Here is a 19,161-nt window from a genome sequence, read left to right on the forward strand (position 1 = left end):
ATGTCACTAAAGACTATTGCTGCCAAGATATTTGCGCATCGTATCGCGAAAAGAACCGAAAAATGGGTCAGTAATCCTATTGAGACACAAGAAAATGTTTTTAGAGAACTTATTGCCAAAGGAAGTAAGACAAAGTTTGGTCAAGATCATAACTTAAAGACGATTAAAGCTCATAGCGATTTTATAGCTCAGGTTCCTATTAGAGATTACGAAGAACTTAAAGAGTATGTGAATTTAGCAGTTGCTGGTCAAGAAGATATTCTTTGGCCAGGTAAACCATTATATTTCGCAAAAACTTCGGGTACCACTTCTGGAGCTAAATATATACCCATTACTGAAGGTAGTATTAAAGAACAAGTAAAAGCATCTAGAAACGCTATTCTTAATTACATACATGAAACTGGTAAGGCGGACTTCGTAACTGGTAAAATGATATTTTTACAAGGTAGCCCCGTTTTAACAGAGAAAAACGGAGTGAAATTAGGTAGGCTTTCTGGAATTTCGGCGCATTATGTCCCTAATTATCTGCAGAAGAATAGAATGCCCAGTTGGGAAACTAATTGTATTGAAGATTGGGAAACCAAAGTAAATGCCATTGTAGAAGAAACCAAGAATGAAGACATGACGGTTATCGCTGGCATACCGTCTTGGGTGCAAATGTATTTCGAGAAATTAAAGGAAAATACCAATGAGTATGTAGGTGACTTGTTCAAGAATTTTGAGCTTTTCATTTATGGCGGTGTAAACTATGAACCCTATAGAAAGAAATTCGAAACTCTAATTGGTAGAAAAGTTGCGAGCATTGAGTTGTTTCCGGCAAGTGAAGGATTTTTTGCTTATCAGAACTCTCAAAAGGAAAATGGAATGCTTCTGCTTTTAGATGCTGGTATATTTTATGAATTTGTTCGGTCGGATGAATTTTTTGATGAGCACCCTAAAAGGATCACCCTAAAAGATGTTGAGATAGGAGTAGATTATGTTATGATTATTACTACCAATGCAGGATTATGGGCATATAACCTTGGTGATACCATTCGGTTTATTTCAACGTATCCTTTTAAAATAGTGGTATCTGGTCGTATAAAACATTTTATTTCTGCTTTTGGTGAACATGTTATTGCCAAAGAAGTAGAAGAAGCTATGTTGGCAGCTACAAAGGCAACCGATGCAAGTGTCAGTGAATTTACGGTGGCACCTCAAATTACTCCGAAAGAAAATGAATTGCCATATCATGAATGGTTTATAGAGTTTGAAAAACAACCTTCTAATATGAACCTTTTTATTAAAGAATTAGATTCGGCACTACAAAAACAAAATAGCTATTATTATGATCTAATTGTAGGTAAAGTGCTGCAGACTTTGAAAATTACTCCAGTAAAAAGTGGAGGCTTTTTAGAGTATATGAAATCTATTGGTAAGCTTGGTGGTCAGAACAAAGTGCAACGTTTATCTAACGACCGAAAAGTGGCAGATGGGTTGTCAAAATATAAAGCAGAAAACAACTAGCTTTTAAATAACAAATTATAAATCGTAATTTCGTTTGAAATCATCAATGGGAAAAGCAATTACAACAACTAGAGCGCAAGAGTCTACAAACGCAATAGAACGCATGTATATTACTATGCGCCATCTTTTTAATAGAGGTTTTTATAAACCAAACGGCGTTTCTGGTGAAGCATTAAAAAATGCATTACTACAATTAAGACCAGAAATATATGGTTCTGTAGCAGAAGAGAAAGCGGAGCTAAACGGACTTATTTATGTTTTAGAAAGATTGCCAGAAGGTATAGAACAATGCTCATTTATTAATCTAACTTCTGACGAGGGATATGGAATTTCTCATATAGACCCAATAGTACCACCAAAAAGAAGAAGAAACTGCTACCGTATAGACGATGAGCAGATGAATATTGAGATAACCAGAGGACGTTCAGACATTTATGATATTCTTACGCACCTTACATTTTTATTTATTGAATCTGAAAAAATATGTAAGCGTGTTTTAATTACGGATACAGAAAAAACCATAAGAGATTGGACAAAACTTGAAGCTGCTGTTCAAAAAGAGGAATTAACCCAGGCTGAGCGAGAAATTGCACTTATTCATACAGCAAATATATTAGGTAGGTCTTTTGAAGAAATTTTAGAAGTATATAAGAAGTTCAGTACCGAAAGTAATCCAGATAGATTTCTGAATGTTATTTATTGGTTAGGTAAGTTAGCCTTAGACGAAGAAATCTCAGGCGAAAAAAGAGCGGTTACATTTAGTGCTTTGCTCAGAGAACGATTAGGGCATCACATTCACGGAGAACGTTGGGCAAATAACATTAAGGAGGTTTTAACCAAAAACAACCTAATGCATAGACCAATTCATATTATCTCTGCAAACATGCATAGTGTTATGAATTCATTATTTGCAAAAGCGGCTTTAAAAACTGAATTTCCGAATACAGATTCATTAGAAATTTTTGAAGCACTTAGTAGTTCTGGTAATGCGGCACTAAGGAAGAAAGTTACGGACTTGGCTGAAAAGAATGGTATGATCATTATGGATGATACCTCTGGCACCAATATAGATGTACAGATATTTGATACTGCTAAAATTAAAATCAACAATTGCTCGTATGAATTTTCTGAGGAAGATGTTGATAAAAAACCTGTTATATTTGTAATGGATTACGCATTCGGCGAGCAGGCTTATGAAACGATTGATGAATTGTTGAAACCTTACACTACAAAAAAGAACAATGTGTCTTTAATAAATGTTGATTCTGTTTCCATAATGGGGAAAGCGGGTATTTTGGAAGGTGGAAAAGGAGATTTAATGATTCCTTCTGCACATATTTTTGAAGGAACAGCAGACAATTATCCGTTTAAAAATGAATTGTGTGCCAAAGACTTTGAAGGTTATGGTTTAAAGGTTTTTGAAGGAACTATGGTAACGGTTTTAGGAACCTCACTTCAGAATAAGGACATTTTAAAATTCTTTCACAAATCAACTTGGAATGTAATTGGATTAGAGATGGAAGGTGTGCATTATCAGAAAGCAATTCAGTCGGCCTCTAAAATAAGAAAGAGTATAGGTGAAGATGTTAAAGTGCGTTATGCATATTATGCTTCAGATAACCCGTTAGAAACAGGAAGTACATTGGCATCAGGTGGATTAGGTACTACAGGAGTAAAACCTACATACTTAATTACTGATAAAATTTTAAAGCAAATATTTACTACATAAATGGCAAGCAATCAAACACCATCTACACAAACCAATTCTGATGAAATTGATTTGGGGCAATTATTTCAATTAATAGGAAGGGGCTTCAATGCTATTTTTCGTTGGATTTTAAGAGTTTTTCTGTATCTAAAGAAGAACATGCTTTTACTTATTGGTCTTGTCGTTGTAGGACTAGCAATAGGTTATGGTTTAAATAAAATTATATCAAAAAAGTATAAAACCGAGGTGATTGTAAAACCTCAAATTGAAAGTAAAAACTACTTGTATGATGTTGTAAATGAATTAAAATCTAATATAGGGTCAAGGGACACAATGTTTTTTAAGTCCATAGGTATAGAGAATATTGATTTTAATGGTTTAAATATTGAAATCTCTAGAGTTGCCGAAGTAGGAAACTCAGAGAGTGATCTTAAATATTTAGAATTACTTCAAAGTTTTGAAAATACCGATGCCATAGCAGATATTGTTAGGGCAGAATTACAGAATAAGAGCTCGTTTAATCATAGAATTACTTTCTATTATAAGGATACAGCTTTCGGTAAACAATTTGCAGAACAAGTATTGAATTATATCAATACTAACGCATATTTCAACGGCCTTTTAGAGGTTTATAAAAGTAATGCAGCAGCTAGGATAAAGGAGGATGAAAAATTATTGGTGCAAGTTGATCAAATTATTACTAATTATACAAAGGGATTAGCAAATAATGGGAGTTCTTCTTCAAATGATAAAATTGTTTTAGACAATCAAGAGCAAGTCAATATAGCTGATATTTTTGAATATAAAACAGGATTAATTAGAGATATTGAAACTAAGAAACTAGAATTGGAAGAACGTAAAGAACCGGTCAGTATAATTAATTTAGGGCAACCTCAAGTTGAACAAAAGTCGTTTTTTGGTAAAAGCATAGTGTTGATTCCTTTAATTTTTGTTTCGGTTTTCTTTATTTTGTCAGCGGTGGTTTATTTAAATAGAAAAGCAAAATCTATAGCGTAGTTTATGTTGGACCACCATTCTAATAATACTATACTAATTACTGGTGGCGCTGGCTTTATAGGGAGTAATTTTATCCCTTATTTTTTAGAGCAACACCCTAATATTGATGTGGTTAATTTGGATCTGTTAACTTATGCAGGTGATTTAACTAACCTTAGAGAAGTTGAGGGCCATCCAAACTATACATTTATAAAAGGAGATATATGCGATAAACTTTTGGTTAAGCATTTATTTAAGGAGTATAACATTAGTGGGGTTATAAATTTTGCAGCTGAATCTCATGTAGATAACTCCATTAGTTCACCAGGTCAATTTATAAAAACTAATATTGAGGGAACTTTTAACCTGTTAGAAATAGCTAGAATTTTATGGAACGGGAAAAATAATAGATTCCATCATATTTCGACTGATGAGGTTTACGGCTCGTTAGGAAAAGACGGTTACTTTACAGAGAGGTCTAACTACCAACCTAACAGTCCTTATAGCGCTTCTAAAGCTTCTTCAGACTTTTTAGTTAGAAGCTATCACCATACATATGGCATGAATGTGGTAACCAGCAATTGCTCTAATAATTACGGGCCAAAACAACATGATGAAAAGTTGATTCCTACAATTATAAGATCAGCCATTAAGGGAGTAAAGATTCCAATATATGGTAATGGTAAAAATGTTAGGGATTGGTTATTTGTTAAGGATCATTGTATTGGTGTTGATACGATATATAACCATGGTAAAGCAGGAGAAACATACCTTTTAGGAGGTAATAATGAATATGATAACTTGACAATTGCGTTTAAAATATGCGATATTTTGGACGTTAAGCGTTCCAAAATTAAAGGGAATTATAAAGATCAAATAGAATTTGTAGAAGATCGCTTAGGTCATGATTTTAGGTATGCAATTGATGCTTCTAAAATTTCAAAGGAATTAGGATGGAAAGCTTCAGAATATTTTGATTCAGGACTAGATAAGACCATTGATTGGTATTTAAATAAATATCAACTTTAATACTATGAAAGGAATTATTCTTGCAGGAGGAACAGGTTCTCGTTTATGGCCTTTGACAAAGGCTTTAAGTAAGCAACTCATGCCTATTTATGACAAACCAATGATTTATTACCCATTGTCTACTTTGATGACAACCGGTATACGTGAGATTTTAATTATTACTACTCCAGAAGATTTACCTTTATTTAAAAAACTACTTTCAGATGGAAGTCAATTAGGATGTAAATTTGAATATGCCGTACAATCGCAACCCAAAGGATTAGCGGAAGCATTTATAATTGGAAAAAAATTTATTGGAAAAAGTAAAGTCGCATTAATTCTTGGCGACAACATATTTTATGGAAACGGCTTGGAGAAATTGCTAAAGGAAAATGATAATCCTGATGGTGGTATAGTTTATGGGTATCATGTAAATAACCCAAAAAGATATGGTGTGGTTGAATTCGATAATACGGGGAAGGTTATTTCAATTGTTGAAAAACCTGAAAAACCTAAATCCAATTATGCAATACCAGGGATTTACTTTTATGATAATGAAGTAATAGAAATTGCCGAAAATATTAAGCCAAGTGGTAGAGGTGAATTAGAAATTACAGATGTGAATATTTCTTATTTACAACTAGAAAAGTTAAAAGTCAGTGTTTTAGATAAGGGTATCGCATGGTTAGATACAGGTACGTTTAGTTCTTTAATGCAAGCATCGCAGTTTGTTCAGGTAATAGAGGAAAGACAAGGTCTTAAAATCGGTTGCATTGAAGAAGTCGCTTACACACAGGGTTTTATTGATGCAAATCAATTGGAAAAATTGGCAAAGCCTTTATTAAAAAGTGGTTATGGGGAGTATTTAATGAATTTGATGAAATGAAAATAACCGAAACAAAACTAAAAGGTTGCTTAATTCTGGAACCTCAAGTTTTTGAAGACCACAGAGGTGTTTTTTTTGAAGTCTTTAAAAAAAGGGAATTGGAGGACTTTTTGGGGTATAAAATTGACTTTGTACAGGAGAATACATCTATTTCTAAGAAAGGAGTTTTAAGGGGGTTGCATTTTCAGATTGGTGAGGGTGCACAAGCAAAATTGGTCTCTGTACAAAAGGGAGAGGTAGTTGATGTCATTGTTGATATTAGACCGGATAGTAAAACTTTCGGTGAACATATTAAAGTAACCTTGTCTGATAAAAACCACAAAAGCATTTTTATACCAAAAGGTATGGCACATGGGTTTTTATCAATTACCAATGAAGTTATATTTAATTATTTTTGTGATAACTATTACAATCCTAAAATGGAGTCTGGAATTTTATATAATGATTGTGATTTGGACATAGATTGGGATTTTCCTTTATCAGAATTAATAATTTCAGAGAAAGATTTGATTTTACCAAGCTTCAAAGAATTGATAAAATGAAGAAGGTTTTGGTTACGGGGGCAAATGGGCAGTTAGGGCAATGTTTACAGAAAACAGCTCCGCTTTATAAAAACTTGGAATTCGCTTTCAAAAATTCTAAAGAACTAGATATTACAGATGTTTTATCAATTAAAAAAACCTTTGACCTGGTTGATTTTGATTATTGTATTAATTGTGCAGCATATACTGATGTAGAACAAGCCGAAAAAACACCAGATATAGCTTTTAAGGTTAATGCAGAAGGTGTCAAAAATCTTGCTTTAGCTTGTAAAAAACGTAAAGTTGGTCTAATTCATATTTCTACGGATTATGTTTTTGATGGTGAAAAGAATGAGCCATATACCACCGATGATATACCGAACCCCATAAATGAATACGGAAGATCTAAATTAATGGGCGAGAAATATATCCAAGAGTCAATGGTTGACTATATTATCATAAGAACTTCTTGGTTGTATTCTGAGTTTGGTAAGAATTTTTATACTACAATTTTAGAAAAGGCTAAAGCAGGGGAAAATCTTGCTGTAACAGACAATCAGATTGGCTGTCCTACAAATGCCAATAATTTGGCATTGATCATAGTAGAAAAGTTAGCCCAGAATAATAACTTTGGTATTGAAAACTTTACAGATGGATATTCCTGTACATGGTTTGATTTTGCCAAAAAAATACTTCTAGAAAATAATTTAACTAATAAAGTCCAACTTGAGAAAGTTAAGAATTATCGTACTTTTGCGACAAGGCCTAAGTATAGCGTTTTAAAATAAAATTATGCAAATAAAGAATCTAATAATATTTGGCACTAGGCCAGAGGCTATTAAAATGGCACCATTAGTAAAGGAATTTCAAAAACATTCTGATAAATTTGAAACTAAAGTTTGTATTACTGCACAACATAGAGAAATGCTAGATCAAGTTTTAGATTTTTTTGAAATTAAGCCAGATTTTGATTTAGATTTAATGAAGCCAAATCAAAACCTTTATCAATTGACTGCGGATATAATCACTAATTTGAAACCCGTTTTAGATGATTTTAGACCAGACTATGTATATGTTCATGGCGATACTACGACTACTATGGCATCTAGTTTAGCTGCCTTTTATTCAGGCGCTAAGATTTGTCATGTTGAGGCTGGATTAAGAACATTTAATCTAAAGTCTCCTTTTCCAGAAGAAATGAATAGAAGTGTAACTGGTGTAATTAGTAATTTACATTTTGCCCCTACCTCTAACTCTAAGAACAACTTACTGAAGGAAAATAAAGTAGAGAGCGATATTATTGTAACCGGTAATACAGTAATAGATGCATTATTGTTTAGTGTTAAAAAGGTAAACAGTGATGAATTTGTAGATTCTGAAGTACTTCGTTTAAAACCATTTTTGGATGATTCAAAAAGGTTAATTTTAGTAACTGGTCATAGAAGAGAGAACCATGGACAAGGTTTTATTAATATTTGTAAGGCTTTAAAGCAAATTGCCTTGGAAAATCCTAATGTGCAGATAGTATACCCTGTGCATTTAAACCCAAATGTACAAAAGCCAGTATACGATTTATTGGCTAACATCGAAAATATAATACTAATAGACCCGCTTTCTTACCCTGCCTTTGTATGGCTAATGGAGAAGTCATATTTGATAATTACGGATAGTGGCGGTGTTCAAGAAGAAGCACCTAGTTTAGGAAAACCGGTATTGGTTATGAGGGATACTACAGAAAGACCAGAAGCAGTAGATGCAGGAACAGTACTTTTGGTGGGTACCAATACGGATAAAATTATACAAGAGACTACAAAACTGTTAGGTGATGAAAAGATTTATGGACATATGGGAAAATTACATAACCCTTATGGCGATGGACTTGCATGTAAAACTATTGTGCAACACATTTCTAGTTTGAATAAATAGTTATTATCAACTTGTCATACAAATAATTTATACGGTCTTAACTAGTAGGTTAAGACTATTAACATTTAAATAAATTACAATGAGTAAACCTGAAGTAGTAATGATTGGCTTAGGCTATATTGGTTTGCCAACAGCAGCTTTAATCGCTCAGAATAACACTTATGTACATGGGGTAGATATTAACCCAAAAATTGTGGATATTATCAATGCAGGAAAGATTCATATTGTAGAGCCTGAATTAGATACCGCTGTTGCTAAGGCAGTCAAAGAAGGTTATTTAGAAGCCGCGACATTACCTGTTGAAGCCAACACTTATTTAATAGTTGTACCAACACCGTTTAAAGATAAAAATGAACCGGATATTTCATTTGTTGAAGCGGCGACTATGGCTATTTTACCACTTTTAAAAGAAGATGATTTATATATTATAGAATCTACTTCACCTATTGGTACAACAGAAAAAATGAGTGAGCTCATTTATAGCAAACGCCCAGAGTTGGAAGATAAGATTAATATTGCATATTGTCCTGAACGTGTATTGCCTGGGAATGTAATGTATGAATTAGTTAATAACGATAGAGTAATTGGTGGAATCAATGAAAAATCCACAGAAAAAGCTGTTGCCTTTTATTCGCAGTTTATTAAAGGGGATTTACACAAAACAAATGCTAGAACTGCAGAAATGTGTAAGCTAGTTGAAAATTCTTCAAGAGATGTTCAAATAGCCTTTGCTAATGAATTGTCTTTAATTTGTGACAAAGCAGGCATAAATGTATGGGAATTAATTCATTTAGCGAATAAACACCCTAGAGTTAATATACTCAATCCTGGATGTGGTGTTGGCGGACATTGTATAGCTGTTGATCCTTATTTTATAGTTGCAGACTACCCTATGGAATCTAAAATTATAGGTACTGCTCGTGAGATAAACAACTATAAATCGTTTTGGTGTGCAGAAAAAGTTCAAACAGCGAAATTACAGTTTGAGTTAAAATATGGTCGTAAACCAAGCATTGCATTAATGGGGCTTGCGTTTAAGCCAAACATAGACGATTTAAGAGAATCTCCCGCAAAATATATCGTACAAAAAGTATTACAGAACGCTAATAATGAAGAATACTTTATTGTAGAGCCAAATATTTCTGAACACAAAGTTTTTAAGTTAACGGATTATAAAGATGCTGTAAAAAAAGCGGATATAATTGCATTTTTTGTAGCACATAAGGAATTTAAGAATTTAGAGATAAATAATGAAAAAGTAGTTCTAGATTTTTGTGGTATAATAAAATAGCAACTTTGAAATAATGAAGAATTTTTATAATTATATTGTTATATCTGGGGCTCTTTTGTTGCTATGTGCCAGTTGTGGTGTCAAACCTGATTTCGACAAGCCAAAAAGTAAACATGATATACCAATATTTCCATTTACTAATTCGAATATTGAGAAGTATGATAAATTTGTTTTTGATAGGAATCATGTGCCTTTATTGCTATATAAAGATTCATTAATATATTATCCAGTTCAATATACTCAGGTAGCATTACATTACTATTCTAATTATAGTAAGACTAAAAGTGAGAGAATAAAGAATTTATTTCTTCAACAAGCATCATATATAAAAGAATCCTTAGTTGTTAAAGATGAGTTTGGAGTCTGGGAATGCAAAACTTTAATTTCGCCGTATGATCTAGAGGCGCCCTGGGCCTCTTCTATGGCACAATCATTTGGTATAGGGGTCATGTTACAGGCGTATAGCTTAACCAAGGATAAATCTTATCTTTTTGCGGCTAAACAGGCACTTAATTCGTATGAAGTCTTAATAAAGGACGGAGGTATTAAAAGCATTTGGGATGGTTATGTTCATTATGAGGAATATGCCGATTCTACTTCTCATGTTTTAAATGGATATATCTTTTCTCTTGGGGGTCTTTATTATTATTACCAACTTACAGGAAGTAAGCAAGCTTTAAGTTTATTTGAGCAAGGTATTGAATCGTTATCGGTTAAACTAAAAGATTATGACGCTGGGTTTACTTCATTTTATAGTTTAATAACTCACACAGGCCAGTATCCCTATGATTCTGCAAACGGAACTCGACCAGATCATTACCATGAACTGGTTGTCCAACAATTGGCGACACTTTATGTTTGGACAGGAAATAGAATTTTTTATGAATATGCATATAAATTCTACCAACAAGATTTAGGAGGTTTCCATGATAATGAAACTCCAAATAAATTCAAGTCAATTTCTGCCTCCAAAAGTATAATTGCGAGTACACATGGACCGGATAATTTATTGAATCCTAATTGGACATATGGTAATTATTGGAGTACAAATAAATTTCCAACTGAATTAGTTATAGATTTAGGAGCTCGTAAAAAGAATATTAAAAAGTTGGTTCTATATGGTTTATCAGAAGAAACACTTCCTAAAGAATTCAAAATTTATATAAAGAATAATAACATTTGGGATTTAGCAAATACAAGCCAAGATATTTTGAGAACTCACGATACAAAATTCAAAACTCGGCATCATAAAACTTTAGTTAGGGAATATGATTTATTTGGCATATTTGAAGGAGATAAAATCAAAATTGTTTTTACCGTACCTAACTCACAAACAGTAGCTTTACGGAATATTAATATTTTTTTTGACCAAAGAGAAGAGTTTAAAAAGTTGGTTAATAAAATTGTTTCAAGTCAAGAGGATAAAGAGTAATCAAGTAGAATGTTTCACATAATACTTTACAATGCTGTAGAAGAAAATTGGATTATAGGGTATACTTTAAATAAAAGCATATTTAAAAGACTGTTTATATTTTCTTAACGTGGAGCAAGAACTAAGGATTAGATAAGAGACAATTTAATTCATGTTGACGAAATTGAGAAAATTAGGTACTGTGCCAATTAAGTTAGATATAAACCAAAAACATGAGGTAAAACCCAAATATTTTTAAGAAAACAACCAAAACATTTTTAAATAATATGAAAAGTAAAGGACTGTTAAGTTCAAAATTATTCAGAAATATATCTTGGTTATTTTTTGATAAAATTTTTAGAATGATATACGGCATATTTGTCAGTATCGTTTTGGCTAGATATTTAGGTCCTGAAGATTTTGGTAATTTAAATTTTTCTATTGCATTTGTTTATGTTTTCTTGGTTATATCTAATCTTGGACTTGAATCTGTTCTAGTAAGGGAAATTACCTTACAACCTAAGAAAAGGCAAGAGCTAATTTCTACATCAATCTTTTTAAGAGGAGGTGTCGCTCTAGCGCTTTATTTTATCTGTGTGCTTCTTGCAAAGATGTACCACCCAGACATTAATACCACATTACTGATTACGATTATTGCAACACAGATTATTTTTCAAATAACAGATGTGTTCTTTACCGTTTTCATGGCAGAAGTAAACTCTAAATATGTGGTTATAGCTAAAAATATTGGTTTTTTAATCTCCGGTCTGGTAAAATTATTATTTGTCTATATCAATTTAAGTTTAAAATGGTTCGCTGTAGCTACTGCGTTGGAATTTTTGGTTTGTTTGATATTAATAATTTGGTTTATCAATAAGAAAACGGATATTGTTATAAAGTTTAAATATTTTAATTTTTACATTGCCAAAGAGTTATTAAAAAGTTCTTACCCTTTAATCATTTCAGGTGTTTTTTATGTTATTTATACTAAATTAGATCAGGTTATGCTTGGTTATCTTTCTACTCAGGCTGAAGTAGGATATTATGCAGTAGCTACCAAGTTTTCAGAGGTATGGTATTTTATTCCAGTTGCGATCGTTAATTCATTTTATCCCGAATTAATAAAAAAACATAAAGAAGATAAAAATGGGTTTAACAAACTGATAGGGAATTTAATGTTAGTTTTGGCCAGCTTTGCTCTAGTTTTAACCATTTTTTTTACTTTTTTTTCAGAATATTTGATTACAAAATTGTACGGGGCAGAATACTCTGTTTCTGGAGAAATTCTGACCATTCATATTTGGTCTTGTTTAATTGTTTTTACCGCTGTGGTTAGTGGGTCTTGGTTTGTTATTAATAAGTTAGAAAAATATTCTTTTTATAGGACTGGTACTGGTGCATTGTTTAATATTGTTTTAAACTTTATTTTAATACCAATTTATGGTGGTTTTGGCGCGGCAATAGCCACCTTATTGGCCAAAATATTGGCATCTTATTTAATGAACGGAATGTTTACTAAAACAAGAAGTATATTTTGGCATCAAACCAACGCATATTTTAATGTGCTGAAAATTTATCCTATAATTGGGGCAACCAAACAAATGCTATATGAGATTAGAAGAAATTAAACTTGATATTGAATCCCAATTATCAAAAATTATTACAGAAGATTACGTTCTTTATGATATTCCAAATCATAAAAATATTGGCGATCAATTAATTTATCAAGGGGAATTGGATTTTTTAAAAACGTTACCTTATAAATGTTGTGATTATTCTAGTGTTACTTTTAATTTTTCAAGAAAAATTCAGCCAAACACTATATTGCTTCATGGAGGCGGAAACTTCGGTGATTTATATCCATTACATCAGAATTTTAGAGAAAAAACTATTAAGAATAATCCAGATAAGAAAATAGTAATTTTTTCTCAGACTGTACATTTTGAGAGCAAAAAGGAATTGGAAAGAAGTGCAAAGGTTTTTAATGCTCATAGGAATGTTACCTTATGTGCTAGAGATACGGTATCATTTGATATTTTGAGAAAGCATTTTATAAATTGTAAGGTCATACTGCTTTCAGATATGGCACTTTGTTCTTCTTATAGCAAATCAAAGAAGCCCAAGTATGAAGTGTTAATTATGAAACGAAAAGATATTGAATTGGGTGGAATAAATGTTTTAAAAAATTCATATGGCTATCCGGAAATTGATTGGCCAACTTATGAAGAATCAATGGTAGAATCAATTGTGTCGTTTTATGTTAAGTTGAACAATAAATTTTCTAAGCTTTATTTTAGAAGTGTTCAAAAGAACAGTGTTTTTGGACTTTTACCTATTCGTAACAAGGACTCTTATATTAAACAGGGAATAGACTTTTTATCTGATTATAAATTTGTAATATCAACTAGGCTGCATGGTCATATATTATGTTTGCTTTTAGGTATTCCTTCAGTAATTATTAATAATAGTTATGGAAAAAATAAAAGATTTTATAATAGTTGGTTAAAAAATGTTGATAATTCTTATTACGCGGAAACCATTGAAGAAGGAATAGAATTATACAGGAACTTTCAAAATGAAAAATAATCAAATCTCTATATCCATAATTGTTCCAGTTTACAATGTAGAAAGTTATTTAGAAAAATGTTTTAACTCTGTATTATCCCAGAAATTTACGAAATGGGAAATGATTGTGGTTAACGACTGTTCACCAGATAATAGTCAAAATATTATTGATGAATATGCCTTAAAAGATTCAAGAATAATTTCTATTATTAATGAGCAAAACAAAGGTCTTGGAGGAGCTAGGAACATTGGGTTAAAATATTGCAAGGGGCAATATATAATGTTTTTGGATAGTGATGATTTTATTTCCGACAATAGCGTGTTAGAACAACTATACTCTCAAGGCTTAGCCTATGATTTAGATGTTCTGGACAGCCGTTACAACATGTTAGAAAACGACAGTGTTAAAGCCATATTGCCTAATAAATTTAAGATGTTAAATGAGAAGTCTTATACAGGAAAGGAATATTTGGACTTAGTTTCTATAATGCCTATTGTTGCTTGGAACAAACTTTACAAGCGTACATTTATTGAAAAGCACAACATTACTTTTAAAGAACGTAAGTATGAGGACATTTGCTTTACTTTAGAGTGTTTGTTTAAAGCTAATAAAATACAAAATACAGAGGTTATATTTTATAATTATATAGTTAGGCCTGGTTCTATTATGACTTCTAAACCCAACAAGTCTTCAATTGAAGATGCTTGGAGTTTATGTAAAGATTTGGAATCATTGTACCTTAATTTAAATAGAAATTCACAAATTGAAAAAAGTTTCTTTTATTCATTTGTGAGTATTTCAAAATTATTAAGTGGTTATGATAATGAAGAACATAAGTCAGAAATAATTTCAAAATTAAAACGTATACACAGAAAATACAGACTCCAAATTTTGAGCGCTAATAAATTGGGAGTAAAACAAAAAATTTTGTTGTATCTGTCTCCTCAACTAATGAGCTTTGTTCTAAATAAAGTGAAATAAATAATAACCGTAATGAAAGTAGCTTTCTTAACATCTAGATATCCAGGTAAAGATAATCCATACAATCATATGTTCGTTCATATGAGATGTGTAGAAATGATTAAACAAGGGTATGAGGTTAGTGTATATGTGCCTTCTAAAATATTCAATACATATGTTTTTGAAGGCGTTGAAGTCATTCAAATGCCTTCTAAGGAATTAAATAAGGAACTTCATCAATATAATGTTCTCTATTTACATCTATTAAACATTTATCCTTTCACTAAAGAAAACGGGTGGCCTATTTATAAGTATATCTTAAAGAACAATCTATCATTCGTAATGTATATCCATGGTAATGATGTTCAAAAATATGGATCAAGAATGTTTGAATTTCGTTTTAACCATACAGAACTGCTAAAATGGGTTAAAAGAGACACTATTACTATTCCTAGAATAAAACGTTTTGTAACTAAAACAAAGAAAAAAAGTAATGTCGCTTTTATTTTTCCATCTGTATGGATGAAGGAAGATATGGAACATAATTTACAATTAAAGGTTGAAAACAACTTCCACATAATACCCAACGGTATTAACACTAAATTGCTTAGCTTCCATAAGCTATATAAAAATAGGTATAAATTGGTAACTCTGAGACCTTTGTCAAGTAAAAAATATGCTGTAGATATTGCAATTGATATTATGAAATATTTACCAGAGAAATATACGCTGGAAATTTTTGGTAAAGGTCAATATGAAAAATCTTATAGAGATTTAATTAAGGCTAATGGTCTTAAAGAAAGGGTAAACATAAAAAATAATTTTATAGAAAGAAGCGAGCTTAATAATTTTTTTACGCAATATGGAATTATGTTAGCGCCAACTAGAATGGACGCCCAAGGGGTGAGCATGTGTGAAGCTATGTCCTCAGGTTTATTAACAGTTAGTAGTGACAATACGGCAATACCAGAGTTTATTACTCATTTAGAAAATGGAATTATAGGTAAAGAACCCAAAAAAATTGCTGAGGAGATTATCAGGGTTGTAAATAATGAGGAAAGATATAATCAAATAGTTTTAAAAGGAAGGGAATCAATGGAGGCAATTGACATAAATAAAACTGTTTCAAAAGAACTTGAAGTTTTAAAAAAAGTATCTTCAATAAATGGATAAAAAGCTAACTTTTGAGAGGCTAATAATTTGGCTCATGTTCGCTTTAATCCCCATAGATATGCTCCATGGTTTTTTATTGCATAGCGGGGTAATTTTACCTTTATCTGTAGGTCAATTATTTAAATTACTATTACTAGGTTCATTATTACTAAGTTTTATAACTGAAAAAAATCGTTTGGTAATATGTTTTTTACTTTTTTTACTATTATTTATCCCTTCATTAATTCAAGTGTTTTTTCAATTAAAAATTGATTTTTTATTTAAGGATTTTATTAAAATATCTAGGTATTTAATGCCGATTATAGCTTATTTATTCTTTAAGAAAATTACGTGTAAAGGGAAGAAAGGTGACATGAACTTAATATTTAAGTTGGTTCAATTTTCTTATGCTGTATTCTCATTTAATATATTATTAAAGTATATCGGTTTAGGATATGCTATGTATCCAAATGGTGATATTGGTAGTAAGGGTTTTTTTTTTGCGGGTAATGAGACTTCAGCTTTATTAATTATTTTAAGTGCAATAATTGGATTTAATATTGCTCAAAAAGGCAAAAATTTAAAATATTCTTTATTCTTTATTTTTAATTTATTTATTGGTCTTACTATTAGTTCCAAGACTGGTACGCTAGGTGTTTTGCTGGTCTTTCTATTAATCCCTGTTAAAAAGTTTAAGTTTAAGATTAGACTTAAATATTTAAAAAGAGTAATTATCTCCGTTTTGGTTATATTACCTATTGTAATTATTTCAACTTGGAAATTCATAGTTGCATCACCTGTATTTAAAAGGTTGGATTATTTTTGGAAAGAACTAGATTTCCTAACTTTTATATTTTCTAATCGTAACAATTTTTTCAAAAGTGCTTGGCAAGTTTATTTAGAAGAGTATAATATATTGGAAAAGTTCTTTGGGGTGGGCCAAACCACCTATGAGCTTTTAAATGGAAACTCTATAGTGGAGATAGATATAGCAGATATATTCTTTTCTTATGGTATAATTGGTTTGTCGCTGTTTATTTTTTTAATGATCTTTGGTTATTATCAAGCTAAGAAGCTAAGGGTTACAAATAATTACCCTTATGCCGGTCTAGTAATATTAATGTTGTTTGTATTATTTGGTATTTCAACAATTGCAGGACACGTTTATAGTTCTGGTATGTCAGCTGTTTTTATAGGACTTTTATTTAGTTTAATGTTTTATAAAAAGAACTTAAATGTTATCTAGAATAATTCTGTTTTCAGTAATGATTTTTGGGTTTCTTTTGCCAATTTCTACTAAGTACAGCAATGCAGCTTTAATTTTATTTTATACACTATCTATATTCTATTCAATTTCTTATGGTTTTAAATTTAAGGATGTTAAATTCCGCTTTGTAAAAGGATCTACTTTGTTATTGTTTGCTCCTGCCTTAATAAGTATCTTAACGTTTAATGATATAGAAGCAGATTTTCAGATAATTAGTAGGCGAATTACTTTTTTAATTTCTCCAATTGTTTTTTTACTATTACCCAATAGTATTATTGAAAAAATTAAATTTAAGTCTTTATTTGGTTTAATTATAGGGTGTTTAACTACATCACTCTATCTCATTTATAAAGTTTTAATTAAATATTACCACTCTAAAAATGGTTTTGTAATTGATAAGGATTTATTCAATTACTATCATACCAATGTACATTTTATGTCAGATATAGACATACATCCTTCATATTTTGGAATGTTTATTTTGCTTTCCCTATTTGCTTTATGGTTTTTAAAACCTATAAAGAATCATTGGTTCGTTAGTGCTACATATATGATTTTTGGTTTAGCTGTACTTTTTATTAATTCTAGAATAATCATCGTTTTTACAGTGGTTTTTATGGTATTTATAGGATATTCAATGTTAAAGAGCTACATAAAATCATTCAAACATGTTTTTGTAATAGTATTGGTAGGAATAGCCATTTTTGGAAGTTTATTTTTTTTCTTAAAAAACACGTATCTATCCCAGCGGTTTTCAAAAGAATTGGCTTGGGAATTATCTAATGAAATTGGTACAAAGTATAACAGTAAAAATTATGGTGATTCTAGAGTTGCGAGATGGCGCTTAGCTATAGAACTAATTAAGGACAAACCATTTTTTGGTTATGGCGTTAGTAAGGAAACAATAATATTGAAAAATGCTTTTTTAGAAAACAATATGGCGACATCCGCTAAATTGCAGTATAATGCACATAATCAGTTTATTACAACATCTTTGGAAAGTGGAATTATAGGCTTACTTATATTATTATATTTCTTCACGTATAATTTATGTATCGCTTTTACTAAGCACGACTCACTGTTTCTATTTTATATTATAAGTATTCTATCAATATGTTTAATAGAAAGTTACTTTAAACGAAATGCGGGTATTACCTTTGTGTCATTCTTTACAACACTATTATTGCTTTATAACCAACAAAATGAAACCATTACCAAAAGTAGTTGATATCTTAAGTAGTCGAATTCATAATTTAACTATGAAAGAAACACTTAACATTGTTGAGAATAATATTGAAGATGGTAAGCAAATACATCATGTGGTGGTCAATGCGGGCAAAATTGTTGCTATGCAGGATGATTTACAGTTGAGAAAAAGTGTAAATGAAAGTGATTTAATTAATGCTGATGGCCAGGCGGTTGTATGGGCCTCTAAATTTTTAGGTAAGCCGTTAAAAGAAAGGGTTGCCGGTATAGATTTAATGAATAACTTGGTAGAAATGGCGTTCCGTAAGAAGTATAAAATATTTTTCTTCGGAGCTAAAGAAGATGTAGTTAAGACTGTTGTAGACAAACTTTCGTTAAAATATTCTCCTAATATTGTGGCAGGTTATAGAAATGGATATTTTAAAAAAGAAGACGAACAATTAGTTGCCCAAGAGATTGCCAATAGTGGTGCGCATATATTGTTTGTAGCTATAAGTTCCCCTACGAAAGAAAATTTTCTTTACGAAAACAAGGCTTTATTGAACAAGGTTAATTTTGTAATGGGTGTAGGAGGTAGTTTTGATGTAGTTGCTGGTAAGGTTAAAAGAGCTCCTCTGTGGATGCAGAAAAACGGTTTAGAATGGTTTTATAGGCTTATTCAGGAACCTAAAAGGATGTGGAAACGCTATTTATTAGGAAATTTTAATTTTATGTACTTAGTATTTAAGGAGAAGTTTGGATTTTAATATCTTCGTTA

The 19,161-nt window shown here is 31.1% G+C and carries 17 protein-coding genes; all 17 read left to right on the top strand.

Features of this window, described 5'->3' with window-relative positions; translation table 11 throughout:
- The 17 genes from DFQ03_RS01585 to DFQ03_RS01665 all read left to right on the top strand — a co-directional run bounded on the left by DFQ03_RS01585 (position 1) and on the right by DFQ03_RS01665 (position 19,150).
- Positions 1-1,506 (top strand): GH3 family domain-containing protein, encoded by a 1,506-nt coding sequence (locus DFQ03_RS01585; RefSeq protein WP_133671281.1) that lies wholly within the window; start codon positions 1-3, stop codon positions 1,504-1,506.
- Between the two features lie 46 nt (positions 1,507-1,552).
- A complete protein-coding gene (locus DFQ03_RS01590) occupies positions 1,553-3,235 on the top strand; it encodes a DUF6909 family protein (protein ID WP_133671931.1) in 1,683 nt (560 codons plus the stop codon).
- The gene (locus DFQ03_RS01595) at positions 3,236-4,231 is read left to right on the top strand and encodes a hypothetical protein (RefSeq protein ID WP_133671282.1); all 996 of its coding nucleotides are present in this window, start codon (positions 3,236-3,238) and stop codon (positions 4,229-4,231) included.
- Between the two features lie 3 nt (positions 4,232-4,234).
- Positions 4,235-5,239, top strand: coding sequence for a dTDP-glucose 4,6-dehydratase (rfbB, locus tag DFQ03_RS01600; protein ID WP_133671283.1), 1,005 nt, complete (start codon positions 4,235-4,237; stop codon positions 5,237-5,239).
- Positions 5,240-5,243: 4 nt separating this feature from the next.
- Positions 5,244-6,104, top strand: coding sequence for a glucose-1-phosphate thymidylyltransferase RfbA (rfbA, locus tag DFQ03_RS01605; protein WP_133671284.1), 861 nt, complete (start codon positions 5,244-5,246; stop codon positions 6,102-6,104).
- Positions 6,101-6,646 (top strand): dTDP-4-dehydrorhamnose 3,5-epimerase, encoded by a 546-nt coding sequence (rfbC, locus tag DFQ03_RS01610; protein WP_133671285.1) that lies wholly within the window; start codon positions 6,101-6,103, stop codon positions 6,644-6,646. Before rfbA ends, rfbC begins: the two co-directional genes overlap by 4 nt.
- Positions 6,643-7,413 carry a dTDP-4-dehydrorhamnose reductase gene (rfbD, locus tag DFQ03_RS01615; RefSeq protein WP_133671286.1) on the top strand — a complete coding sequence of 257 codons (771 nt, stop codon included), beginning with the start codon at positions 6,643-6,645 and terminating at the stop codon, positions 7,411-7,413. Before rfbC ends, rfbD begins: the two co-directional genes overlap by 4 nt.
- A gap of 4 nt (positions 7,414-7,417) precedes the next feature.
- Positions 7,418-8,551 (top strand): non-hydrolyzing UDP-N-acetylglucosamine 2-epimerase, encoded by a 1,134-nt coding sequence (gene wecB, locus DFQ03_RS01620; RefSeq protein WP_133671287.1) that lies wholly within the window; start codon positions 7,418-7,420, stop codon positions 8,549-8,551.
- Positions 8,552-8,630: 79 nt separating this feature from the next.
- Positions 8,631-9,842: a UDP-N-acetyl-D-mannosamine dehydrogenase gene (wecC, locus tag DFQ03_RS01625; RefSeq protein WP_133671288.1), complete on the top strand. Its 1,212-nt coding sequence runs from the start codon at positions 8,631-8,633 to the stop codon at positions 9,840-9,842.
- Between the two features lie 13 nt (positions 9,843-9,855).
- Positions 9,856-11,274 (top strand): D-glucuronyl C5-epimerase family protein, encoded by a 1,419-nt coding sequence (locus DFQ03_RS01630; RefSeq protein WP_133671289.1) that lies wholly within the window; start codon positions 9,856-9,858, stop codon positions 11,272-11,274.
- Between the two features lie 266 nt (positions 11,275-11,540).
- Positions 11,541-12,881: a flippase gene (locus tag DFQ03_RS01635; RefSeq protein WP_133671290.1), complete on the top strand. Its 1,341-nt coding sequence runs from the start codon at positions 11,541-11,543 to the stop codon at positions 12,879-12,881.
- The gene (locus tag DFQ03_RS01640) at positions 12,862-13,839 is read left to right on the top strand and encodes a polysaccharide pyruvyl transferase family protein (protein ID WP_133671291.1); all 978 of its coding nucleotides are present in this window, start codon (positions 12,862-12,864) and stop codon (positions 13,837-13,839) included. Before DFQ03_RS01635 ends, DFQ03_RS01640 begins: the two co-directional genes overlap by 20 nt.
- Entirely contained in the window at positions 13,829-14,800 is a 972-nt protein-coding gene (locus tag DFQ03_RS01645) for a glycosyltransferase (protein ID WP_133671292.1), read from the top strand. Before DFQ03_RS01640 ends, DFQ03_RS01645 begins: the two co-directional genes overlap by 11 nt.
- Positions 14,801-14,812: 12 nt before the next feature.
- On the top strand, positions 14,813-15,952 hold the full coding sequence (locus tag DFQ03_RS01650; RefSeq protein ID WP_133671293.1) for a glycosyltransferase family 4 protein: 1,140 nt from the start codon (positions 14,813-14,815) through the stop codon (positions 15,950-15,952).
- A complete protein-coding gene (locus DFQ03_RS01655) occupies positions 15,945-17,177 on the top strand; it encodes an O-antigen ligase family protein (RefSeq protein ID WP_133671294.1) in 1,233 nt (410 codons plus the stop codon). Before DFQ03_RS01650 ends, DFQ03_RS01655 begins: the two co-directional genes overlap by 8 nt.
- On the top strand, positions 17,167-18,426 hold the full coding sequence (locus tag DFQ03_RS01660; RefSeq protein ID WP_133671295.1) for an O-antigen ligase family protein: 1,260 nt from the start codon (positions 17,167-17,169) through the stop codon (positions 18,424-18,426). Before DFQ03_RS01655 ends, DFQ03_RS01660 begins: the two co-directional genes overlap by 11 nt.
- A complete protein-coding gene (locus DFQ03_RS01665) occupies positions 18,401-19,150 on the top strand; it encodes a WecB/TagA/CpsF family glycosyltransferase (protein WP_133671296.1) in 750 nt (249 codons plus the stop codon). Before DFQ03_RS01660 ends, DFQ03_RS01665 begins: the two co-directional genes overlap by 26 nt.
- Positions 19,151-19,161: the final 11 nt, after the last annotated feature.

The organism is Maribacter caenipelagi (assembly GCF_004364175.1).
GTDB lineage: Bacteria > Bacteroidota > Bacteroidia > Flavobacteriales > Flavobacteriaceae > Maribacter > Maribacter caenipelagi.